The organism is Nocardioides sp. S5 (assembly GCF_017310035.1).
In the GTDB taxonomy this organism is placed as follows: Bacteria; Actinomycetota; Actinomycetes; order Propionibacteriales; family Nocardioidaceae; genus Nocardioides.
On record NZ_CP022296.1, the window covers coordinates 1,472,113 to 1,493,724 of the forward strand.

Annotated in this window: 24 protein-coding genes; 7 read left to right on the forward strand and 17 right to left on the reverse strand. The window is 72.0% G+C overall.

The window, feature by feature from the left end:
• The first annotated feature begins 171 nt into the window (after nucleotides 1-171).
• Nucleotides 172-1,392, forward strand: coding sequence for an HNH endonuclease signature motif containing protein (locus CFI00_RS07330; protein WP_207084549.1), 1,221 nt, complete (start codon nucleotides 172-174; stop codon nucleotides 1,390-1,392).
• Nucleotides 1,393-1,414: 22 nt separating this feature from the next.
• Here the strand turns inward: CFI00_RS07330 and CFI00_RS07335 are convergent, their stop codons facing one another.
• The 7 genes from CFI00_RS07335 to CFI00_RS07365 form a co-directional block, all read right to left on the reverse strand.
• Nucleotides 1,415-2,218 (reverse strand): metallophosphoesterase, encoded by an 804-nt coding sequence (locus CFI00_RS07335; protein WP_207084550.1) that lies wholly within the window; start codon nucleotides 2,216-2,218, stop codon nucleotides 1,415-1,417.
• A 311-nt stretch (nucleotides 2,219-2,529) separates the two neighbouring features.
• On the reverse strand, nucleotides 2,530-3,033 hold the full coding sequence (locus CFI00_RS07340; protein WP_207084551.1) for a CHRD domain-containing protein: 504 nt from the start codon (nucleotides 3,031-3,033) through the stop codon (nucleotides 2,530-2,532).
• 102 nt (nucleotides 3,034-3,135) lie between these two features.
• The gene (locus CFI00_RS07345; RefSeq protein WP_207084552.1) at nucleotides 3,136-3,879 is read right to left on the reverse strand and encodes an SDR family oxidoreductase; all 744 of its coding nucleotides are present in this window, start codon (nucleotides 3,877-3,879) and stop codon (nucleotides 3,136-3,138) included.
• Between the two features lie 19 nt (nucleotides 3,880-3,898).
• Nucleotides 3,899-4,579, reverse strand: coding sequence for a histidine phosphatase family protein (locus CFI00_RS07350; RefSeq protein ID WP_207084553.1), 681 nt, complete (start codon nucleotides 4,577-4,579; stop codon nucleotides 3,899-3,901).
• A complete protein-coding gene (locus CFI00_RS07355; RefSeq protein WP_207084554.1) occupies nucleotides 4,576-5,649 on the reverse strand; it encodes a phosphotransferase family protein in 1,074 nt (357 codons plus the stop codon). Before CFI00_RS07355 ends, CFI00_RS07350 begins: the two co-directional genes overlap by 4 nt.
• Nucleotides 5,646-6,407 carry an SDR family NAD(P)-dependent oxidoreductase gene (locus CFI00_RS07360; RefSeq protein WP_207084555.1) on the reverse strand — a complete coding sequence of 254 codons (762 nt, stop codon included), beginning with the start codon at nucleotides 6,405-6,407 and terminating at the stop codon, nucleotides 5,646-5,648. Before CFI00_RS07360 ends, CFI00_RS07355 begins: the two co-directional genes overlap by 4 nt.
• On the reverse strand, nucleotides 6,404-7,657 hold the full coding sequence (locus CFI00_RS07365; RefSeq protein WP_207084556.1) for an acyl-CoA dehydrogenase family protein: 1,254 nt from the start codon (nucleotides 7,655-7,657) through the stop codon (nucleotides 6,404-6,406). The genes CFI00_RS07360 and CFI00_RS07365 overlap by 4 nt, the downstream gene beginning before the upstream one ends.
• A 40-nt stretch (nucleotides 7,658-7,697) precedes the next feature.
• Here CFI00_RS07365 and CFI00_RS07370 point away from each other — a divergent pair, with 40 nt between their 5' ends.
• Nucleotides 7,698-8,306 carry a TetR/AcrR family transcriptional regulator gene (locus CFI00_RS07370; protein ID WP_242532726.1) on the forward strand — a complete coding sequence of 203 codons (609 nt, stop codon included), beginning with the start codon at nucleotides 7,698-7,700 and terminating at the stop codon, nucleotides 8,304-8,306.
• 3 nt (nucleotides 8,307-8,309) lie between these two features.
• Here CFI00_RS07370 and CFI00_RS07375 read toward each other — a convergent pair whose 3' ends face one another.
• Both CFI00_RS07375 and CFI00_RS07380 read right to left on the reverse strand, forming a co-directional pair.
• Entirely contained in the window at nucleotides 8,310-9,923 is a 1,614-nt protein-coding gene (locus CFI00_RS07375; protein ID WP_207084558.1) for an MXAN_6640 family putative metalloprotease, read from the reverse strand.
• A 51-nt stretch (nucleotides 9,924-9,974) separates the two neighbouring features.
• Complete coding sequence (locus CFI00_RS07380) at nucleotides 9,975-10,370, reverse strand: adenylyltransferase/cytidyltransferase family protein (protein ID WP_207084559.1); 396 nt, start codon at nucleotides 10,368-10,370, stop codon at nucleotides 9,975-9,977.
• A gap of 37 nt (nucleotides 10,371-10,407) precedes the next feature.
• Here CFI00_RS07380 and CFI00_RS07385 point away from each other — a divergent pair, with 37 nt between their 5' ends.
• The gene (locus CFI00_RS07385; protein ID WP_242532727.1) at nucleotides 10,408-11,706 is read left to right on the forward strand and encodes a DUF445 domain-containing protein; all 1,299 of its coding nucleotides are present in this window, start codon (nucleotides 10,408-10,410) and stop codon (nucleotides 11,704-11,706) included.
• A gap of 30 nt (nucleotides 11,707-11,736) precedes the next feature.
• Here the strand turns inward: CFI00_RS07385 and CFI00_RS07390 are convergent, their stop codons facing one another.
• Nucleotides 11,737-12,927 carry a phospholipase D-like domain-containing protein gene (locus tag CFI00_RS07390; protein ID WP_207084560.1) on the reverse strand — a complete coding sequence of 397 codons (1,191 nt, stop codon included), beginning with the start codon at nucleotides 12,925-12,927 and terminating at the stop codon, nucleotides 11,737-11,739.
• Between the two features lie 35 nt (nucleotides 12,928-12,962).
• Here CFI00_RS07390 and CFI00_RS07395 point away from each other — a divergent pair, with 35 nt between their 5' ends.
• A complete protein-coding gene (locus tag CFI00_RS07395) occupies nucleotides 12,963-13,223 on the forward strand; it encodes an RNA-binding S4 domain-containing protein (RefSeq protein WP_207084561.1) in 261 nt (86 codons plus the stop codon).
• A gap of 47 nt (nucleotides 13,224-13,270) precedes the next feature.
• Here the strand turns inward: CFI00_RS07395 and CFI00_RS07400 are convergent, their stop codons facing one another.
• The gene (locus CFI00_RS07400) at nucleotides 13,271-14,080 is read right to left on the reverse strand and encodes a hypothetical protein (RefSeq protein ID WP_207084562.1); all 810 of its coding nucleotides are present in this window, start codon (nucleotides 14,078-14,080) and stop codon (nucleotides 13,271-13,273) included.
• A complete protein-coding gene (locus tag CFI00_RS07405) occupies nucleotides 14,077-14,973 on the reverse strand; it encodes an ABC transporter ATP-binding protein (RefSeq protein WP_207084563.1) in 897 nt (298 codons plus the stop codon). Before CFI00_RS07405 ends, CFI00_RS07400 begins: the two co-directional genes overlap by 4 nt.
• Nucleotides 14,974-15,112: 139 nt before the next feature.
• On the opposite strand from CFI00_RS07405, the gene CFI00_RS07410 reads away from it, so the two are divergent.
• Together CFI00_RS07410 and CFI00_RS07415 are read left to right on the forward strand one after the other, a co-directional pair.
• The gene (locus CFI00_RS07410; RefSeq protein ID WP_207084564.1) at nucleotides 15,113-16,279 is read left to right on the forward strand and encodes a histidine kinase; all 1,167 of its coding nucleotides are present in this window, start codon (nucleotides 15,113-15,115) and stop codon (nucleotides 16,277-16,279) included.
• Nucleotides 16,276-16,959, forward strand: coding sequence for a response regulator transcription factor (locus CFI00_RS07415; protein ID WP_277988359.1), 684 nt, complete (start codon nucleotides 16,276-16,278; stop codon nucleotides 16,957-16,959). The genes CFI00_RS07410 and CFI00_RS07415 overlap by 4 nt, the downstream gene beginning before the upstream one ends.
• Before the next feature lie 34 nt (nucleotides 16,960-16,993).
• Here CFI00_RS07415 and CFI00_RS07420 read toward each other — a convergent pair whose 3' ends face one another.
• The 3 genes from CFI00_RS07420 to CFI00_RS07430 all read right to left on the reverse strand — a co-directional run bounded on the left by CFI00_RS07420 (nucleotide 16,994) and on the right by CFI00_RS07430 (nucleotide 18,790).
• Nucleotides 16,994-17,335 (reverse strand): FKBP-type peptidyl-prolyl cis-trans isomerase, encoded by a 342-nt coding sequence (locus tag CFI00_RS07420; protein ID WP_207085415.1) that lies wholly within the window; start codon nucleotides 17,333-17,335, stop codon nucleotides 16,994-16,996.
• 52 nt (nucleotides 17,336-17,387) lie between these two features.
• On the reverse strand, nucleotides 17,388-17,819 hold the full coding sequence (locus CFI00_RS07425) for a CBS domain-containing protein (RefSeq protein ID WP_207084565.1): 432 nt from the start codon (nucleotides 17,817-17,819) through the stop codon (nucleotides 17,388-17,390).
• Nucleotides 17,820-17,899: 80 nt separating this feature from the next.
• Nucleotides 17,900-18,790, reverse strand: a complete 891-nt coding sequence (locus CFI00_RS07430) for an inositol monophosphatase family protein (protein WP_207084566.1) — start codon at nucleotides 18,788-18,790, stop codon at nucleotides 17,900-17,902.
• A 41-nt stretch (nucleotides 18,791-18,831) separates the two neighbouring features.
• On the opposite strand from CFI00_RS07430, the gene CFI00_RS07435 reads away from it, so the two are divergent.
• The gene (locus CFI00_RS07435) at nucleotides 18,832-19,293 is read left to right on the forward strand and encodes a DUF2231 domain-containing protein (protein ID WP_207084567.1); all 462 of its coding nucleotides are present in this window, start codon (nucleotides 18,832-18,834) and stop codon (nucleotides 19,291-19,293) included.
• A gap of 9 nt (nucleotides 19,294-19,302) precedes the next feature.
• Here the strand turns inward: CFI00_RS07435 and rsgA are convergent, their stop codons facing one another.
• Nucleotides 19,303-20,310 carry a ribosome small subunit-dependent GTPase A gene (rsgA, locus tag CFI00_RS07440; RefSeq protein WP_207084568.1) on the reverse strand — a complete coding sequence of 336 codons (1,008 nt, stop codon included), beginning with the start codon at nucleotides 20,308-20,310 and terminating at the stop codon, nucleotides 19,303-19,305.
• Entirely contained in the window at nucleotides 20,307-21,596 is a 1,290-nt protein-coding gene (gene aroA / locus CFI00_RS07445) for a 3-phosphoshikimate 1-carboxyvinyltransferase (RefSeq protein ID WP_207084569.1), read from the reverse strand. Before aroA ends, rsgA begins: the two co-directional genes overlap by 4 nt.
• Nucleotides 21,597-21,612 lie beyond the last annotated feature (16 nt).

Consider the following 21,612-nt stretch of genomic DNA (forward strand, 5'->3'; position numbering starts at 1 on the left):
GGTGACGGGGATCCTGGGATCGGGACAGTCATCCATAGAACCCGTCGTGGTGCTGGCGGGATGGCCTTGCGGCTCTCGGGTGACGACCTGGCAACGGTGCCACCAGTCATGCCTCTCCGCTCCGCCCGATCCAGGGCGGTGATCCGTGAGTGCGTGCGAGGAGGTGGCCGAGTGCATCCGATCGTCGAGTGTGCCGAGGGCCTCGGTGCTGCGCTCAAGGGCGTGGCGTTGGTGGAGCCGGCCTTCATGTCGGTGGGGGAGAAGCAGTCGGCGCTGGTGAGGCTGACCGAGGTCCGTTCGCAGCTGGATGCGCTGCTCGCGCGGGTGCTCGGTGCGGCGGATGACGTGGCCGATGCGCATGGCTCGCGTGATGCGGCGGCGTGGCTGGCAGTGCAGACCCGCACGACGCGGCGCGAGGCGCGTCGCGACCTGGCGCTGGGACGGGCGCTCAATGACCACCCGTGGGTCGCGACGGCGTTGGCGTCGGGCGCGTTGCGCTCGGAGCAGGCGCGCGTGGTGGTGGAGGCGGTCGACGCGATCCCTTCCCATGTCGACGCTGAGGTCCGTGGGGACGCCGAGGAGGCGTTGCTGAGGCTCGCGGGGCAGCACGATGCCCGTGAACTGAAGCAGATCGGCAAGCGGATCCTCGACGTGGTTGCCCCCGAGGTGGGGGAGTCCCACGAGGAGGCGGTGCTGCGGGCCGAGGAGGACCGCGCCGCGGCCGGGGTGCTGACCATGGTCGATGACGGGGAGGGGCGCTGCCACGGCCGGTTCGTCGTTCCGTCTCATGTGGGCGCGATGTTGAAGCGTCACCTGCTGGCGCTGGCGAACCCGGCCCGCCGCACCGAGGAGGAGCTGCGCGACGAGTCCGGGGAGTGGAAGCCGCTGCGGCGTCGTCTCGGGGAGGCGCTTGTCGAGTACGTCGAGCGCTACCCGGTGGATGCGACCCCGCAGACCGCGGGGGTGAACGCCACGGTGGTGGTGACGATGACGCTCGAGCAGCTGCTGGGCGAGACCGCCACGGCGTTGATCGATGATGGCTCGCGGATGTCCGCGGGCCAGGCACGACGGCTGGCGTGCGAGGCGGGGATCGTCCCGGTGGTGCTGGGCTCGACGTCGGTGCCGCTGGACATGGGGCGCGCGGCGCGGCTGTTCACCAAGGCCCAGCGCATCGCGCTCGGGCTGCGTGACGGTGGCTGCACCGCCAGGGGCTGCGAGACCAGCGCCTCCGGGTGTCACGCCCACCACGACGACCCCTGGTCCAGGGGCGGGCTGAGCGACCTCGCCAATGGCCGGCTCCTGTGCCCGCGACATCACCGCCTGGCCCACGACTCCCGCTACGCGATGACCATCCACGCCGACAACAAGGTCACCTACGCCAGGCGGACGTAGGCCGACTGCACGGTCGCGCCGATCACGACGTCGGGTTCTGCGCGGGGTCGGTGAGCGTGTCCAGGTCGAGGACCCGGACGTTGCCGGGATCGCGGCGCGCGGCCAGGGACCAGATGGTCGTGTCATGGTCGGCTCCCGGCAACCGCACTTCGGCTTCGCCCGAGACGTGGAAGTGCCCGTGGACAAGCAGCCTCGGCCGAACGCCCAACACGGCCCGGGTGACCCTCTGGATGCCGTCGTCGGCGTACGCCAGCACGTCGTCGGGCCAGCCCATCGGGTTGGTCGCCATGATGTCGGCGACGGGTGCGGTGCAGTAGGGCTGGTCCGGGCTGTCGTGGGTGAGCATGACCTCCGCGTGACCGCCCACGATCGTCGCCTGCACGTGCTCCTCCCGGAGCACTTCCGTCGGCCACCAGTCGACGCCCTCGGTCAGCAGACCGCGGTTCACTGACGGCGCACTGCCGAGCGCGACGAACGTACGGCCACCCAGCTCCCAGCGGAACCCCCTGGGGAGCATCGTGACGTGGTCACGCACCGCGATCGGGAGCAAGGTGCCGTCCTCGTCCTGCCACTGCGCGTCGGCCCACAGTGCGTCGAGCCGGTCCCAGTTCTCGTGGTTGCCGGTGATGCACAGCAGCTCGATCCCGTACTCGGCGCACAGCGACTCGATGGTGTCGAGGTATCCCTCGGGGTCGGGGCCGTACCCGAACCGAAGGTCACCCAGCTGGCAGGCCACGTCGATGTCGCCGCGCTCACCGAGCAGCCTCAGGCAGTCGACAGCTGCTTCGACCTCGCCCTCGAGGTCACCGATCAGACCGATCCTCATGGAGCCGATGCTCTCAGAGCAACGTGGTGCTTGTTGTCACATCGACCCGCTCGAGCCAGGTCCTTGAAGTGAGCACGGGAGCTCAGCATCCCGGAGGTGTGACGGCCAGCGTCGTGACATGCCCGGGAGGCGTCGACGTCCGCTTCCGCGCGCGGGGGCCGTACGACTCCGGCGGTCTCGACCTCGTGGTCGAGGTGCGCTCGACGTGGTTCGCCAGCGGGGCCGAGCGCGCCGTGCGTCCACCTGCTGCCTCGCGGACTCCTCACGAGTCCGAGCCGAGCACGTCACGTGCCCGGCTCGGACCCGAGACTTCAGCGCTCGGCCGCCAGCTGCCCGCGGACCGCGCCGCCCGGGTACTCGACGTTGTGCACGTTCACGTAGTAGCTGCGCGGGTCGGCCAGGATCTCCGCGACGGTCTGGTCCCCGACGAACTTGCCCGCCTCGCCCTCGGTCAGGCAGTCGGCCGCGTTGCCGTCGGCAGGTGCGGCCAGGTTGACCACCACCGGACCGTTCGTGCCGGCGGCTCCCTCATGGATGTGTGCCGCCACGGGGGTGCCGACCTTGTCGACCGTCAGCACGTAGCAGAGCGTGGTCGGGTCGCCGTCGACTCCGAAGACGTAGGCCTCGCCCCTGCCGTTGGGGTCCCCGGCCAGCCGGTTGCTGGTGCCGACCTCGGCGCGGCCGGTCAGGTCCGCCTCGAGCACGTCGTTGGTGTGGCCGGCGACGGCCATGCCCATCGGAATCACGGCTGCCGTGACGGCCGTCGCTGCAACCGCGCCCGCGATCGCGAAGCGCTTCTTCCTGGTGTCGAACATGTGGGTCTCCTGGATGGTCGGTCGGCCCCCGTCGACAGGGTTCGTGGCCAAGGTCACACCGGATTGGCCCGACCTCGGGCACGTGCCCGACCCTCCCCCTGCCTAGCTCATCTTCCGCAGCACGCCCAGCGGCACCCGCTTGATGGCGAACCCGAGCGGCACCCAGGGCCAGGCCGGCACGACGGCGGACTTCTTCTCCTTCTCGATCGCCTCGACCATGGCGCGCACGCCCTTCTCGGTCGAGGCCATCAGCGGAGTCTTGGCCGAGGTGCCGGACATCTCCGAGACGATGTAGCCCGGGTAGAGCACCGTCACCTTGATCGGGGTGCCGTGCATGTCGGCGCGGAAGCCCTCGGCGAGGTGCGCGACCGCGGCCTTGGTGGCGGCGTACGTCGTGATGTTGCGCGGCATGCCGCGCAGGGCGGAGAAGCTCGAGACCATCACCAGGTGGCCGGAGTTCTGCGCCCGGAAGATCTGCGCCGCAGCCTCGGTCTGGGCCAGCGCGCCGATGAAGTTGGTCTCCGCGGTCTCGCGGTTGGCGTCGAAGCGCCCGGTGCCCAGCGGCTGGCCCTTGCCGAGGCCGGCGTTGACGACGACCTTGTCGATGCCGCCGAGCTCCTCGCGGAACTCCTCGAAGACGCGGAAGACGGAGTCGTGGTCGGTGACGTCGAGCGCCTTGATGCCCACGCGCGACTGCGGGTGTGCGGTGGTGATCTCGACGGCGAGCGCGTCGAGCCGGTCCGTACGCCGTGCGCACAGCGCGAGGTCGTGGCCGAGCGCGGCGAGCTGGCGGGCCATCTCGGCGCCCAGGCCGCTGCTGGCGCCGGTGATGAGGATGGTCGACATGGCGGGTCTCCTGATGAGTTCAGCGGTAGGTGAGCAGGTCGGGGGAGCCGTCGGCGAAGAGGTGGTCGTGGGCGTTGAAGGACACGAGCGTGGTGCCGCTCGCGCCGCACACGACGGTGGAGACGCCGGTGTTGACCGACACCGGGTTGAGCCGTAGCCACAGGTCGGTGCGGGCGCGGTCGTCGTCGGCCAGCAGGGACGCGGCCGCCCACGCGACGGGGCCGCCGCTGGTCAGCACGACCGCGGTGCCGCTGCGGGGCAGCGCGGCGACGAGCCGGTCGAGGGCGGCCTCCACGCGCGAGGTGAAGGCACTGAACGACTCGTCGTAGGCGTCGTCGTGGGCGCCGGAGGTCCAGCGCAGCGTGGCCTCGGTGAACCAGCGCTGGAAGGCGGCCTTCTCCGACTCGCCCTCCACCGTCGTGGGTTGGTCGTGCACCGCGAGCACCTGGACGTGGTCGAACTCGTTCCACCCCGCGTCGACGTCCACGCCGGTGCCCCAGCCCGCACCCTCGAGGACGTCGGCGGCGGTCTGGGCGTGCCGCTTCATCTCCCCGGCCACCACGACGTCGGCGGCCACGCCGCGTGCTGCCAGCGCGGCACCGAGCACGCGCGACTGCTCGTGCCCGGTCGGCGACAGGTTGTCGTAGTCGTCGGCGCCGAAGGATGCCTGCCCGTGCCGCACCAGGAGAATGCGGCTCACCGGGCGATCAGCCCGTCGAGCCGGCGCCCGATGATCTGCACGGCCGGTCCGAAGAGGGCGTACATCTCGTTGGTCGTCTGGCCGTGGAAGTAGCGGTAGTAGATCTGCTGGGCGATCACCGCCATCCGGAAGAGCCCGAACACCTCGTAGAAGCGCCACTGCTCGGGGCTGACCGACCGCCCGGTGCGCTCGGCGTACGCCGCCACGAACTCGTCGCGGGTCAGCATGCCGGGCAGGTGCGTGGGCACACGCCGCATCATCTGGAACTCCTCGGTGTCGTCGGCCTGGACCCAGTAGGCCATCGAGCCCGCGAGGTCCATCAGCGGGTCGCCGAGGGTCGCCATCTCCCAGTCCAGCACCCCCACGACGCGCGTGACGTCGTCGGCGCCGAGCACGAGGTTGTCGAGCTTGAAGTCGTTGTGGATCACGCACGTGGCCACGTCGTCGGGCTGGTGCGCGTCGAGCCAGGCCATGACCTGCTCGAGGTCCGGCACGTCCTCGGTGCGGGCGTTGCGGTAGCGCGTCGACCAGCCCTCGACCTGGCGGCGGACATAGCCAGCGCCCTTGCCGAGGTCGGACAGCCCGGCGGCCTCGGGGTCGATCCCGTGGAGCTCGGCGAGCACGTCGACGGCGTCGAGGCAGAGCGCCCGTGCCTGCTCCGGCGACAGCGGCACGTCGGCCGGCCACTCGCCGCGCGGGATGACACCGGCGATGCGGTCCATGGCGTAGAAGTCGCCGCCGACCACGTCGGGGTCGTCGCAGAAGGCGACCATCGGGGCGACGTAGTCGAAGACCGGCGCCAGCGCCGACTGGATGACGTACTCGCGGTGCATGTCGTGCGCCCCCCTGGCCTTCGTGCCCTTCGGCGCGCGGCGGACGATGAGGTCGCGGCCCGAGGGGTAGCGCAGCAGGTAGGTCAGGTTGGAGGCCCCGCCGGTGAACTGCTGGACCGACGGCTCGCCGTCGAGGCCCTCCGGCGTCGCGGCGTGCTCGCGCAGCCACGCAGCCACGCGGGGCACGTCGAAGGCGTCCTCCTCGCGCACCTCGCGGGCGCCCGGCACCGCGCTCACGAGTCCGCCGCCTGGAGCTTCGCCGCCTGGTCGCGCATGACGGCGTCGTAGGCAGGGCGGTCGGCCCACTTGAGGAAGTAGGCCTGGCGCGCGGCCTCGTCCGGCACGATCACGTCCTCGCCCGCGTCCATCCCGGCCAGCACGGCCGCGGCGATCTCGTCGGCGGTGACCCGCGAGCGCTCCACCAGCCCGCCGACCACGCGGCCCACGAGCTCGTCGGAGCCCTGCATGGAGTCCATGAGGTTGGTGCGGAAGTAGGACGGGCACACCACGCTGGCGCGGATGCCGTACGCCGCCAGCTCGTGGCCGCAGGTCTCGGTGAAGGCGACCACCGCGGCCTTGGTGGCGTTGTAGGAGCCCATCCTGGCCGGGTGCACCAGGCCTGCGAGCGAGGCGACGTTGACCAGGTGGCCCGATCGCTGCTCCTTGAGCATCGGGGTGAACGTGCGGGTGCCGCGCACCAGGCCGAAGAGGTTGATGTCGGTGATCCACTGCCACTCCTCGAGCGTGCAGCGGTCGACCCGCCCGCCGCCGGCGACCCCGGCGTTGTTGACGAGCACGTCCAGACCGCCCCAGCGCGCGCGTACGGCGTCGAGGGCGGCGGCCCAGTCGTCGTCCGAGGTGATGTCGAGGACGAGGTCGATGCCGTCCACCGACACGCGATCGGTCGCCAGCACCTCGTCACCCTGGGCGCGGAAGGCAGTGACGAGCGCCGCGCCGAGACCGGACGCCGCGCCGGTGACCAGCACCCGCCTCACGAGGTGTGCTTCCCGAGCTCGATCTTGGCGATGACGTTGCGGTGCACCTCGTCGGGCCCGTCGGCCAGGCGCAGGGTCCGCGCGCCGACCCACGCCGCGGCGAGCGGGAAGTCGTCGGACATGCCCGCGCCACCGTGCAGCTGGATGGCCATGTCGATGACGTCGAGCGCCATGTTGGGCACCTCGACCTTGATCTCGCTGACCGCGGAGTAGGCCTCGCGGCTCATGCCCTGGTCGAGCAGCCACGCGGCGTGCATGACCAGCAGGCGGGACCGGTTGATCGCGATGCGGGCGTCGGCGATGCGCTCGCGGTTGCCACCGAGGTTGGCGATCGGCTTGCCGAAGGCGGTGCGCGACACCGCGCGGGCGCAGGCCAGCTCGAGGGCGCGCTCGGCGAGGCCGATGGCGCGCATGCAGTGGTGCACCCGGCCGGGACCGAGACGGCCCTGGGCGATCTCGAAGGCGCGCCCGGGGCCGAGCAGGACGTTGGCCAGCGGCACCCGCACGTCGTCGAAGGAGACCTCGCCGTGCCCGAGCGGCTCGTCGTAGTAACCCATCGTGGTGAGCATCCGCTCGACCTTCACGCCGGTGGCGTCGCGGGGGACCAGCACCATCGTGTGCCGCGAGTGGCGGTCGGCGTCGGGGTCGGAGAGCCCCATGAAGACGAAGACCTTGCAGTCGGGGTTGCCGACGCCGGTGGACCACCACTTGCGGCCGTTGATGACGACCTCGTCGCCCTCGACCGTCGCGGTGGCGGCCATGTTGGTGGCGTCGGAGGACGCCACCTCGGGCTCTGTCATGCAGAAGGCGCTGCGGATCTCCGCGCGCAGGAGCGGCTCGAGCCACTGCTCGCGCTGGGCGTCGGTGCCGTACTTGAGCAGGACCTCCATGTTGCCGGTGTCGGGGGCGTTGGAGTTGAAGACGATGGGCGCAAGGAACGAGCGGCCCATCACCTCCGCGACCGCGGCGTAGTCGACGTTGGAGAGGCCCTCGCCGCCGTCGGTGCCGAAGTCGGCTGCGTAGCGACCGGCGTGCGCGGCCGGCAGGAAGAGGTTCCACAGGCCCTGGGCGCGGGCCTTGGCCTGGAGCTCGGCGATGACCGGGTCGGGCGTCCAGCTGTCGCCGCCCGACTCGCGCAGCCGGGTGATGCGCCGGTGCGCCTCGGCCTCGATCGGCTCGATCTCGTCACTGACGAAGGCGTGCACCCGGGCCCGCAGGTCCGCGGCGCGGGGGGAGAGGGAGAAGTCCATGACGTTGACCTTCGCACACTGTTGAGCAATGCTCAACAGCGTGTCCGAAGGTTCCGCAGCGCCTGCCGCCCCACCCGTACGCCGACGGCTGAGCGCGCCCGACCGGCGCCGCCAGCTCGTGGGCATCGGGCTGGCCAAGATCGTCGAGACGCCCATCCAGGACCTCTCGATGGACGACATCGCGCACGAGGCGGGCATCTCGCGCGGCCTGCTCTTCCACTACTTCCCGACCAAGACCGACTTCTACCTCGCCTGCATCTCCGCGGCCGGCCGGCGCATCCTGCGCAACACCGCCCCCGACGAGTCGCTGCCGGGACCCGGGCAGGTGGAGCAGGTGACGCGTCTGATGGTCGAGCAGATCGAGCGGCGCCGCGACTTCTACCTCGCGCTCGTCCACGGGCACGGCGTGGCCGACCCGCGGGTGAGCGAGGTGATGGACTCCGTGCGCGAAGGCAGCACCGACCGGGTGGTGCAGGCGCTGGACATCGAGGAGCGCCAGCGCGACGTCGTACGCGCGTGGTGGGCGTACACCGAGGACCGGGCGCTCACCTGGTCGGCAGTGCCGACCGGCGAACGCCCGGTCCCGGTGTCCGAGCTGGTCGCGGAGTGCGTCGCAGCACTCCACGCCCTGCTGTCGATCAGGGTGTGAGGCTCAGCGCTTGGTGACGCGACCCGTCACGGCGAAGCGGGCCCGGTCGTCGAGCGGACGACCACCGCAGGCCAGCAGCGTGCGCTGGTTGCAGCGGTAGCGCGTGGAGGCGTTGACGAGGGTCACCGACACCGCGGCCACCGACCGGTTGCTGAAGGCGACCCTGGTGTGGCCGTCGCCGCCGCGGTTGAGGCGGACGAGCTTGACCTTGCGCTTGCCGTTGGCGAGGTAGGCCACGACCACGGCGGCGGGGGAGGTGCGCTTCGCCGGCCCGGCGACCCGCACGGCGAGCTTCCACTTCTTCGCCCCGAGACCCTTGCCGGGGACGTAGACGTAGGACGCCGACGACAGGTGGTTGATCCGGGTGGCGAAGCGCTTCGCGCGCTTGTTGCGGCGGAGCGCCTTCGCACCGCGCACCTTGGGGGCGGGGTACTCCGCGCCCTCGGGGTAGTTCAGCGCGGGGATCAGGTTGCCGGCCGCGAACGTGGCGTAGACCTTGGTCAGCCCGCCCTTGCCGCGCAGGATGCGCTGCAGGGCCGGGATGGAGCTCTTGCCGCCGTCGGACTTCAGAGAGCCCGCCTGCTTCCACGCCTTCTTGACCAGGCCGGTGCCGTAGCGGTTGGTGAGGTACTCCCAGAACACCCAGTTGCCGTACTGGTGGGTCGAGGTGCGGCTGAAGGTGTCGAGCGGCACGTAGGGCGCGTAGATCTGGCTGGTCGGGAAGTACTGGCGGTTGTCGTTGACCTGCGAGGCGATCCGCTCCTCCATCCAGGTCGCCGTCGACTCCATCATCCACGGGTCCTCGGCGTAGTCGTAGGCGAACTGGACGGCGTGGAAGAACTCGTGGCCGGCGGTGACCGCCAGGTTGTCGGCGGGGGTGCCGGACGGGAACTGCGCCGCGGCGTAGTCGTTGTCGAGCACGCAGTAGCCCGAGGCGGTGCGCTTCTTGACCCGGCGTTCGGGGGCGCAGAAGCCGTAGAGGCCGGTGCCGAGGTCCTTGAGGTAGACGTCGAAGAGCGCGTTGCCGCCCTCGGCACGGTCACCCAGCGGAGCGCGGTAGCCGAGGGAGTCGACGATCGTCGACCACACGGAGTCCATGGTCGCGAGGTTCTGTGCGGCCCAGTCGACCGACGGGGGGGCGTCGGCGCCGGTCGGCACGTAGTGCAGGCACATGCGGGTGTTGCACAGCGGCGCCGCCTCGGGGACGGTGTAGCCGAAGCCCTGGTTGTCGCCGGCACCGTCGGTGGGCCGCGCGAGCAGCGCGTTGGCGCCGCGCAGGTCCTTGCCCCGCAGCTGCGAGCGCTTCACGAACAGGTCGCGCAGGGCGATGGTGGCCGACGGGTCGCGTCGCGTCGCGTCGCCCGACAGCACCCGCCGCGCGGTCGCGAGGGTCTCGGGAGCCGTGGCGTCCGAGACCTCCGGCACCGCGCCGGGCGCGAGGCCGAGGCCGTTCTCCAGCGCCTTGTCGGCAGCCTTCTCGAGCGCCTTGGTCTGCTGCTGGACACCGGTCGTGGCCTTGCCGGCCGGTCGGTCCTTGTCGGCGGCGACGGCGGGGGCGGACAGCGCCGCGCCACCCACCAGTGCCATGGCCACAGCGGTCGTGACGATTCTGCGCATGTTTCCCCTCGTGTTGGTCATCTCGTGGGCGAGCCTAACCGCCGCACCGCCTCAGAGGTCGGCGATGTGCTCGATGATCGCGGTGGTGGAGATGGCGGGCGTGCGCTCGAGGTAGACGACCTCGCAGGCGTCGGAGAGCTCGTCGAACTTCCCCGCCCAGTCGTCTCCCATCACGAGCACGTCCGCGCCGTGCTCCACGATGTAGTCGCGCTTCTGCTCGAGGCTCTCCTCGACGAACACCTCGTCGACCACCTTGAGCGCCCCGACGATCGCGAGCCGCTCGCGCTCGCTGAAGATCGGCGCGCGGCCCTTCTTGCGCTCGTTGAGCGCATCGGCGGAGACGCCGACGACCAGACGGTCGCCGAGCGCCGCGGCCCGCTCCAGCACCCGCAGGTGCCCGACATGGAACACGTCGAACGTTCCGAAGGTGATCACGGTGCGAGGCATGCGCGGCATTCTGGCACGGTCGGGGAGGATGGCCAGCATGCCCGACCAGGCCACCGCCGCACCCCCTGCCCCGCAGCCCCGCGTCTCCCTCATCACCCCCGATCCGGGCGCCGACGAGGCTCGCCGACGCGGCTTGCGCCAGATGCGCACGGTCGCGGTCGGGCTGCTCGTCCTCGCCGCCTGCGTGTACGTCGCCACGCTGGGCCGCGACGGGTTCTGGGGCTTCGTCAACGCGGGCGCCGAGGCGTCGATGGTCGGCGCGATCGCCGACTGGTTCGCGGTGACGGCGCTCTTCAAGCACCCGCTCGGACTGCCGATCCCCCACACCGCGCTGGTGCCCAAGCGCAAGGACGAGCTGGGCAAGGGCCTCGAGGAGTTCGTGGGGGAGAACTTCCTGCAGGAGGACATCATCCGCGAGCGCGTCGCCGCCGCGACCATCTCCGCCCGGGTCGGTGAGTGGCTCGGCGAGGAGGCCCACGCCCGCCGCGTGGTCGACGAGGTCGCCGAGGTCGCGGTCATCGCGTTGGGGAAGGTGCGCGACGACCACGTCGCCGAACTGGTGACGCAGGCGCTGGTGCCGCGCTTCCGCGAGGAGCCGATCTCGCCCCTGCTGGGCACGACGCTGATGGAGGTGCTGCGTGACGACCTCCACCACGGGCTGGTCGACCTCGCCGTCGACGAGCTGCACAGCTGGCTGGTCGACAACCCCGAGACGTTCACCCGCGTGCTCGAGGAGCGCGCGCCGTGGTGGGCCCCGCCCAAGCTCAACGACGCAGTCACCTCACGGCTGCACGTGCAGGCCCTCGCGTGGCTCGAGGACATCCGCGACGACCCGCACCACCGGGCCCGCGAGGCGCTGGACTCGATGCTCGGCCAGCTGGCCCACGACCTGCTCAACGACGCAGAGACCCAGCGCCGCACCGAGGGCCTCAAGGAGCGCCTGCTCGACCACCCGCAGGTCGTCACGACCGCGATCTCGCTCTGGAAGGCGATGCGCTCGGCGCTGCTCGGCTCGATCCAGGACCCGCAGGGTGCGGTGCGGCAGCGCCTCCTCGACGAGCTGAGCGCGTTCGCCGGACGGCTCCGCGACGACGCCGCGCTGCGTGAGCGTCTCGACCGGATGGCGGCGGACCTGACGGTCTTCGCCGTCGAGCGCTACGGCGCCGAGCTCACGACCGTGATCACCCACACCATCGAGCGGTGGGACGGCAAGGAGGCCGCGCGCCGCATCGAGCTGCACGTGGGCCGCGACCTGCAGTTCATCCGGATCAACGGCACGATCGTGGGTGGACTCGTCGGGGTGCTCATCCACGCCCTCAGCCTGGCCGTGCACTGAGCCGGACAGGTGGTCAGCGGCAGGGCTTGATCACCGGCAGGGCTTCATCACCGGCATGACCCGCGAGCGGCCCTGCCACGCACGGGCGTACGCGTCGTCGAAGTGGGCGAGGTACTGCCCGTGCAGCCACCGGTTGCCGACGATGCGCAGCATCACCTCGTCGTTGTAGAGCAGGCCGCCGCACGTGGTGTTGGACGTGCCGGTCACGACCAGGTGCGTGGCCCGGCCGCGGAACTTCGCGTGCACGGCGAGCATCTTGTCGTGCGTGAGCACCGTCCGCACGCGTGCGTCGGGGATGTCGCCCGCCGCGAGCGGCTGCTCCAGCCAGTTCTCCACGGTGTCGCGGGAGGTGACGATCCGGACCCGGCAGCCCGACCGCGACAGCCGCGCGAGCTGGTCGCGCACGTCGGCGCGCTGGATCACCGCGAACATCGCCGACACGTCCCGGGCCGCTCGCGTGCAGGAGAGGTCACGCAGCGTGGAGAGCAGCAGGTCGTCGCGGTTGGGGTAGACGGCCGCGGTCGTGTCGCCACTGCGCCACGCCTTCTTCCGGTCGCTCCAGCGCACCCCGTCGACCTTCAGGCTCTGGGCCTGGAGGCGGGCGAAGTAGTCGACGCCGAACTGGTGCAGGCCGGGGTCGTCGATCTTGAGGAAGGAGTTGTACTGCCGGTACTGCCGGTCCTCGAGGTTGGCCGAGGACGTGATGAACGACTGCACCCCGGCGATGTCGGTGACGTAGAACTTCAGGTGCTGGACGTTCTGGCTGTCCGGGAAGGGGCCCTTGGCACGCCAGGGCAGACAGGCACCGCGACAGATCGTCACGTTGGTCCGCGCAGGGTCCTGCTGCTCGAGCGTGGTGATCAGGCGACGGCCCTGCTTGTTGAGCCGCAGGTCGTCGTCGCCGACCAGGCGCACGGTGGCGCCCCGTCGCTGGGCGGCCAGGATCGCGTCGGTGGGGGGCTTGATGTCCCAGCGGAACATTGCGATCCGGATCGTGTCGCCGGGGCCGGCGGTGTCGAAGAGCCGGGCGGGGCGGGCCAGCACGGTCGGGTCGTTGCGCTGCGTGGGCGGGGAGGTGAAGCACACCTCGATGCCGTCGCGTGCCTCGCACCCGCTCTTCCCGGCGCGCGCCGCCTCGCGTGCCTGGGAGGGCGCACCGAGCGTGAGGAGGGGAGCCAGCAGGCCCAGGACCAGGACGGTGAGCAGGGTTCGTGTCCGCACGGTGGCCACCCTAGGTCTACTGGTTGACTGGGCCCATGGCTGATGGCGACCGACCCGTACCGATCGACGTCCCGATCCGCGACGAGTCGATCCGGCTCGGGCAGTTCCTCAAGCTCGCCAACCTCGTCGAGACCGGCGCGGAGGCCAAGCCGGTGATCGCCGACGGTGCCGTCCGGGTGAACGACGAGGTGGAGACGCGCAGGGGCCGCCAGCTGGTCCCGGGTGACGTGGTCACGCTGGGACCGCTGGCGGCCCGGGTCGCCACCGGGGACGTCGAGATCGACGTTCCCTGGTGACTCGTGTGGTGAGTCCGTGGCGACCGGGATGAGGTGGAGCCCCCCGGCTACTTCACCTCACGACGGAGGACGCGGGAGGTGCCGACCGCCAGCGGCAGCAGCACCCACACCGCGCTCGAGGTGGCGAGCTGCGCCCAGTCCTGACCGGCCATCTCGCCAGCGAAGAGCGGCTGGGTCACCAGGTCGAGGTTGAGCCAGCGTGCGGCGTCCTCCAGCGACGAGACGGCCATCGAGGCGATCGACCACACGGTCGGCAGGACGAGCACGGACACGATTGCGACCGGCGTGTTGAGGAACAGCAGGCCGAAGGCCACGCCCTGCAGGGTGAAGATCAGCAGGGCGAGCGTCAGGCCGCCGCCGGTCGCGGCGGTGAGGTCCCACTCACCGGTGCCACCGACGATGTTCGCCACGGCTGACGCCGCGACCGCGGCTGCCAGGACGACCGCCGCGAGGGTGAGGGCGGCCAGCGCCTTGGCCAGCACCACCCGTCCCCGGCGGGGCTCCAGCACGAACGTGACCAGCCCGGTGCGCTGCGACCACTCGGCCGTGGCGGCCATGATGCCGATCACCGGCAGCAGCAGCGCCAGCGGCAGCGTCGAGAGCTCCAGGAGGCCGTGGAAGGACGCGTCCTCAGCGGGACCCCAGATCACGAAGCCCGCCAGGATCAGCACGCAGACGGCGGCCATCACGATGACCATCCAGCGACCGGCGCGGGTGTCGACCATCTTGCGCAGCTCGGCCCGGAACGTCCGGGCGAACGGCACGCCCGGACGGCCCTCGAGTGCGGTGGCGGTGGGTGCGTCGCCGGCGCCTCCACCGACGGCGGGGGCAGCAGATCGGGTGGTGTCGGTGCTCATGCTGCGTCTCCTTCGCGGGACGTGGCGGCCGTGAGGCCGAGGAACATCTCTTCGAGGCCCTCGGAGCCGCCGGAGTGGAGCTCGAGGAGCACGACGGACTCGCGGGCGGCGATCTCGCCCACCACGCGGGCCTCGGCGTCGACCACCAGGCCGGAGCCGGTGCGGGAGACCGGTACGTCGGCGGCCTCCAGCAGCCGGGCCAGGCGGGCGTCGTCGGTGGACTGGACGGTCGTGCCGCCCCGGGCGAGCAGCTCCTCCTTCGAGCCCATCGCGACGATCCGGCCGCGTCCGATCATGACGAGATCGTCAGCCACGATCTGCACCTCGTGGAGCAGGTGGCTCGACAGCAGCACCGTGCCGCCTCCGTCGGCGAAGCGGCGCAGCAGGCCGCGCATCCAGTGGATGCCCTGCGGATCGAGGCCGTTGGCCGGCTCGTCGAGGATGAGGACCTGCGGCTTGCCGAGGAGAGCGGCGGCGATGCCCAGGCGCTGGCGCATGCCGAGGGAGTAGTTGCGCACCCGGCGCCCAGCCTCCTCGTCGGTCAACCCGACGAGCGCGAGCACCTCCTCGACGCGTGCCTTCGACACACCGACGGACACCGCCGCGACGAGCAGCACCTCGCGGCCCGTACGGCCGGGGTGCTGGGCGGAGGCGTCGAGCATCACGCCGACCTGGCGGCCGGGGTTGTGGAGGTCGCGGTAGGTCTCGCCCATGATGGTCGCCCGGCCCGAGGTGGCGGGCGTGAGCCCGGTCATCATCCGCATCGCGGTCGACTTGCCGGCGCCGTTGGGGCCGAGGAAGCCGACGACGCTCCCGGGTCGCACCTCGAAGGAGATGTCGTCGACGGCGGTGAAGCCGCCGTAGCGCTTGGTGAGGTTCTCGACTGTGATCATGGCTCCACCCTCGGCCGTGACCGGTGCCCGCGGCATCGGGCTCAGGGGTCGACGGGGTCCGACCCCGGTATCGACCTCGGTCCCGGTGCGACACCTTGGTCGGACGCGCCGTGCTCCCGCGGTGTCCTAGCCTCGGGCCATGGAGAGGGGAACCGGCCGGTTCGCGGCGACCTGGCGCTACGCCCTCGCCCTGTTCATCAGCCTCAGCGTCTGGGTGATCCCCCTGGTCGGCGCGAGCGAGCGCGCCCCGCAGGCTGCGGTGACGTGGTTCCTCGTCGGCGACCCGGTCCTGGGGCTGCTCTCCTTCGTGCTCATCCGCTGGCGCCACCGCCGGCCCGCGCTGGTGGCCGGCGTGCTGCTGGTCTTCTCGTGCGTCTCCGCCTCGAGCGCCGGTCCCGGGTCGTGGATCCTCGGCTCGCTCGCCTCGCACCGGCGGTGGCGCCTGGTCGCGGCGGTGGGACCGCTCAACGTCCTGGCCGGGGTCGTGCAGGAGCGGATCGGGATCACCCAGGACACGCTCCCGCTGTGGGCCTCGGTCGCGTTCGGCGCCCTCGTCGTCGGGATCCTCGTCGCGACCGGCTACGCGATGGGCTCGCAGCGCCAGCTGGTCGACTCCTACCGCGAGCGCGCGCTGACCGCGGAGCGGGAGCAGCGGGCCCGCGTCGCCCAGGCGCAGGCGGCCGAGCGCACCAAGATCGCCCGCGAGATGCACGACGTGCTGGCCCACCGCATCTCCCTGGTGGCGATGCACGCCGGTGCCCTCGGCTTCCGCACCGACCTCACCGCCGAGGAGCAGGCGAGCGCGGCCCGGTCGATCGAGGACAACGCGCACCGGGCCCTGACCGACCTCCGGGCGGTCCTCGGGGTGCTCCGCGACCCGCTCCAGCCGGTCGACGCCGCGCCGGAACGGCCCCAGCCCGGGCTCGACGACCTCGCTGCCCTGGTGGCGGAGGAGGAGGCCGGCGGGATGCGCGTACGCCTGTCCCGCCGCATCGCGGGCGAGGTCCCGACCGGCTCCGGTCGCACGGCCTACCGGATCGTGCAGGAGGCGCTGACCAACGCCCGCAAGCACGCGCCCGGGACCGCGGTGACCGTGGACGTGGCGGGGACCCCCGAGGACGGACTGGTCATCGGGGTGCGCAACGCCGCACCGGTCGGCCCGGTGGTGGCGCCGTCGCTGCCGGCCTCGGGGCTGGGACTGCTGGGCCTGCAGGAGCGGGCGACGCTGGCCGGTGGCCGGATCAGCCACGGCACCGACACCACCGGGGGCTACGCGGTGCGGGCGTGGATACCGTGGGACTCGTGAGGTCAGCCAGCGACGACGGTCCGGTCCGGCTCGCGGTGGTCGACGACGACCCGATGGTGCGCGCCGCGCTCGGCATGATGCTCGGCGGCGACTCGGGCCTCGTCGTGGTCGCGGAGGCGGGCGACGGCGAGGAGGCCCTGCGGGTGGTGCCGGCGTCGGGCGCCGACGTGGTGCTGATGGACATCCGCATGCCGGTGCGCGACGGGCTCAGCGCGACCGCCGAGCTCCTGGTGCACCACCCCGAGCTGAAGATCATCGTGCTGACGACCTTCGACACCGACGACATGGTGCTCCGCGCACTGCGGGCCGGGGCCGCGGGCTTCCTCCTCAAGGACACGCCGCCGGCGCGCCTCGTCGAGGCCGTCCGCACCGTGGCGGCAGGTCACCCGATGCTCTCCCCGAGCGTCACCGCGCAGCTGATCGCGGCCGTCACGCGCACCGACCCGGTCGCGGAGGTGCACGAGCGCACCCGCTCGGCGCAGGCGGCCCTGGCCACGCTCACCGATCGCGAGCGCGACGTGGCCGACGCGGTCGCGCGCGGGCTGAGCAACGCCGACATCGCCGCCGAGCTCTACATGGGCGTGCCGACGGTCAAGACGCACGTCGGGCGGCTCTTCGCCAAGCTGGGCGTCGAGAACCGGGTGCAGGTCGCGATCCTGGTCCACGACGCCCAGGGGTGAGAGCCGCCCGGCGCGGGTGCGTACGGGGGTGGGGTCAGCGGACCTCGAGCAGGTCCACCACGAAGATCAGCGTCTCCCCGGGCTTGATCGCGCCGCCTGCGCCGCGGTCGCCGTAGCCGAGGTGCGGCGGGATGACGAGGCGACGACGGCCGCCGACCTTCATGCCCTGCACGCCGGTGTCCCAGCCCGAGATGACCTGGCCGATGCCGAGGCGGAACTGCAGCGGGGTGCCGCGGTTGTAGGAGGCGTCGAACTCCTCGCCCGTGGAGTGAGCGACGCCGACGTAGTGGACCGAGACGGTCGAGCCGGACGTGGCCTCGGGGCCCTCGCCCTCGACGAGGTCGGTGACCTCGAGGTCGGCGGGCACCTCGCCCATGTGCGGGTCGACGTCGGGCTTCTGGCTCACAATGGTTCCAATCAGTCGGGTGTCAGGTCTGGTGGACGTAGTGGTCGAGCTGGTCGCGCTCGAACTCGAGCTCGCCGATGCGGCTCTTGACCACGTCACCGATGGAGATGATGCCGGTCAGCCGTCCGTCGGCCACCACCGGGACGTGCCGGATGCGGTGCTCGGTCATCGTCTGCATGAGGTCGGTGAGGCCGTCGGTGCCGGTGCAGGTGCGCACGTCCTCGGTCATGATCATGCTGACCGGGGCGTCCAGGACAGCGTCGTCGGCGTGCAGGCGGCGTACGACGTCGCGCTCGCTCACGATGCCGGAGACGCGCTCGCCGTCGTCGCTCACCACGAGGGCGCCGACGTTGTGCTCGGCGAGCAGCGCCACGAGCTCGCGCACGGTGGCGTCGGGGCTGATGGTCACCACGGCCTGCTGCGACTTGGCGTGGATGACGTCGTTGATCTTCATCGGGGCACCTCTCGTCCGGTCGTGCACGGTGACGGTGACCTCACCGTAGCCAAGCGCGGGCCCGGGCGACAGGTGTCGCGTCAGTCGAGGACGGGCGGGGCCTGCCGGGCGCGCAGGTTGCTGACCGAGCCGGGGCCGCGGCGTGGGACGTCGGGGTCGGAGCCGTCGTCGTCGAGCGAGCCCAGGAAGGACAGCGCAGCGTCGTGGAGGTGGCCGTTGGAGGCGAGCGCGTTGCCGCCCCACGGGCCGTCGGTGCCGTCGAGCGAGGTGAACCGGCCGCCGGCCTCGCGCACGATGACGTCGAGCGCCGCCATGTCGTAGAGCTCGAGCTCGGGCTCGGCCGCGATGTCCACGGCGCCCTCGGCGAGGAGCATGTAGGACCAGAAGTCGCCGTAGGCACGCGTACGCCAGCAGCGCCGCGACAGCGACACGAAGTCGTCGAGCCGGTCGCGCTCGTCCCAGCCCCCCAGCGAGGAGTAGCTCAGCGAGGCGTCCTCGAGGCGACGTACGTCGGAGACTTCGCACCTCGTCGCCTTGAGCAGGGAACGGCCCGTCCAGGCACCGTTGCCGACCGAGGCCCACCACCGGCGCTGCAGCTGCGGTGCGGACACGACCCCCAGGACGACCTCGTCGTCGACCGCGAGCGCGATGAGCGTGGCCCAGACGGGGACGCCGCGCACGAAGTTCTTGGTGCCGTCGATCGGGTCGACGATCCAGCGGCGCTGGCTGTGGCCGGTGGTGCCCTGCTCCTCGCCGACGACCGCGTCGCGCGAGCGCACCCGCGACAGGGTGCGGCGGATGCCCTCCTCGACGGCCTTGTCGGCGTCGGTGACCGGCGTGAGGTCGGGCTTGCTCATGACGTGCAGGTCGAGGGCCTTGAAGCGTGCCTGGGTGATGGAGTCCGCGTCGTCGGCGAGGACGTGCGCCAGGCGCAGGTCGTCGGTGTGGTCGTTCGGGCCGGTGATGGGCATGCTCACAGGCTATTCCCAGCATCGGGTCCTACCCTGCACGCATGGAACTCAACGGTGTGCCGCTGCACCCGCTCGTCGTGCACGCGGTCGTCGTCCTGGGCCCGCTGGCGGCGCTGGCCGGCCTCGCCTACGCGTTCGTGCCGAGGTGGCGCTGGCTGCTGCGGTGGCCCCTCCTCGTGCTCGCCGCGGTCACGGCCGGCGCCGCGGTCCTGGCGGTGGCCGCGGGCGAGGACCTGCTGGCCTCGCGGCCGCAGCTCGCCCCGATCGTGGAGGAGCACGAAGAGGCCGGTGAGCTGCTGCGCACCGTGTCGCTGGCCTACGTCGTGGTGTCCGGCCTCGCCGCATGGGCGCTCGGTGGTGTCTCGGCGCTGGCGTCGGGCCGCGGGGCGCGCGAGACGCGCTTCGGCGTCCCGGTCATGGCGCTGCTCGCGGTCGGTGCGGTCGCACTGCTCGTCACCGTCTACCTCGCCGGTGACTCCGGCGCGCGGGCCGTCTGGGGCTGAGCCGCAGGACTACCAGTCGCTGGAGGCCTCGCGCGCGGCGAGCAGCCGCCGGAACGACTCGACCCGGTCGGCGTCGGCCTCGCCCGCGGTGATCGCCTCGTCGAGCCCGCACTCGGGCTCGCCGGTGCCGTGGGAACAGCCGCGTGGGCAGGTCTCGGTCATCTCGTCGAGGTCGGGGAAGGCCTCGATGAGGTTCTCCGGCTGCACGTGCGCGAGGCCGAAGGAGCGGATGCCGGGGGTGTCGATGATCCAGCCCTCGGCGTCGGGGAGCTCGAGCAGGTAGGCGCTGGTGGAGGTGTGCCGGCCGCGGCCGGTCACCGCGTTGACGATCCCGACCTCGCGGTGCGCGTCGGGGATGAGTGCGTTGACGAGGGTGGACTTGCCGACTCCGCTGTGGCCCACGAAGACGCTGGTGCGCCCGCGCAGCCGGTCGAGGAGCTCGGTGAGGTCGCCGGCCCCCTCGCCCTTGAGCTGGGTGACCACCCAGGGCACCCCGAGGGAGCGGTAGGTCGACAGCAGCGTCTCGGGGTCGGCCAGGTCGGCCTTGGTGAGGCACAGCAGCGGCGCCATCCCGGCGTCGTACGCCGCGACCAGGGCCCGGTCGATGAGGCGGGGACGCGGTTCGGGGTCGGCCAGCGCGGTGACCACGACGAGCTGGTCGGCGTTGGAGACGATCACCCGCTCGACGGGGTCGTCGTCGTCGGCGGTGCGTCGCAGGGTCGTGGTGCGCGGGACGACCTCCACGATCCGTGCCAGCGAGCCGTCGACGCCGCTGGTGTCGCCGACGACCCGCACGTGGTCGCCGACCACGACGCCCTTGCGCCCCAGGGGGCGCGACTTCATCGCCATCACGCGGCGTCCGTCGAGCAGGAGCGTGAAGCGACCGCGGTCGACGGTGACGACGCGGGCGTCGACCGCGTCGTCGTAGCTCGGCCGGTCCTTGGTGCGCGGGCGGGTGCGGCGCCGGGGCCGCTCGTAGTGCTCGTGGTCGTGCTCGCCGTAGCGGCCGGTCGTCACGCGGTCCCGCCCAGCACGGCGCTGCTCCACGCGGTCGCGAAGTCGGGGAACGTCTTGGACGTGGTGGCTATGTCCTCGACCAGCACGCCGTCGACGGCCAGGCCGAGGATGACCCCGGCGTGGGCCATGCGGTGGTCGGCGTAGGTGTGGAACGTCCCACCGTGCAGCGCGGAGGGCCGGATCGACAGGCCGTCCTCGCGCTCGGTGACGTCGGCGCCGAGCCGCCCGAGCTCGGTGGCGAGCGCCGTGATCCGGTCGGTCTCGTGGCCGCGGATGTGCGCCACCCCGCGCAGGTGGGAGGGGGAGTCGGCCAGGGCGCAGAGCGCGGCGATCGCGGGCGTGAGCTCGCCGACGTCGTGCAGGTCGAGGTCGACTCCTGCGAGGCGCGCCGGCCCCTGCACGGTGAGGTCCCCGTCGACCAGGCTGACCTCGCAGCCCATCAACGTGAGGATCTCGCGCAGCTCGTCGCCGGGCTGGGTGGTGGTGGCCGGCCAGTCGGTGACCGTCACGCGGCCGCCCGTGGCGGCGCCGAGCGCGAGGAACGGCGCGGCGTTGGACAGGTCGGGCTCGATGGCGTGGTCGACGGCCTTCACGGTGCCGGGGGCGACCGCCCACCGGTTGGCGTCGCCGTCGTCGACCTCCACGCCGTGCTGGCGCAGCATCTGGACGGTCATCTCGATGTGGGGGAGCGAGGGCACCGGCTTGCCGACATGGCGTACGTCGACGCCGTGCTCGTAGCGGGAGCCGGCGAGCAGCAGCGCCGAGACGAACTGCGACGACGCGCTGGCGTCGATGGTCACGGTGCCGCCGGCCACCGTCCCGCTGCCGCGCACGGCGAAAGGGAGGGCGCCGCGGCCGTCGTCGTCGACGTGGACCCCGAGCGCGGCCAGCGCCGACAGCATCTGGCCGACGGGCCGCAGGTGCATGTGGGGATCGCCGTCGAAGCCCACGGTCCCGCGTGCGAGACCGGCCACCGGCGGGACGAACCGCATGACGGTGCCCGCGAGCCCGCAGTCGACGTCGGCGTCGCGGTCCCACGCCTGCGGGGTCACCGCCCAGTCGCCGGCGCCCGGCCCGTCGGTGTCCTCGATGCCGGTGCCGAGGGAGCTGAGTGCAGCAGCCATCAGCAGGGTGTCGCGCGAGCGCAGCGGACGGCGTACGACGCTCGGGCCGTCCGCGGTCGCGGCGAGGACCAGTGCGCGGTTGGTCAGCGACTTGCTGCCCGGCAACGACACGACCCGGTCCACGGGGTCGAGGGGACGGGGTGCCGGCCAGAGCTCACTCACCCGCGCACCCTATCGA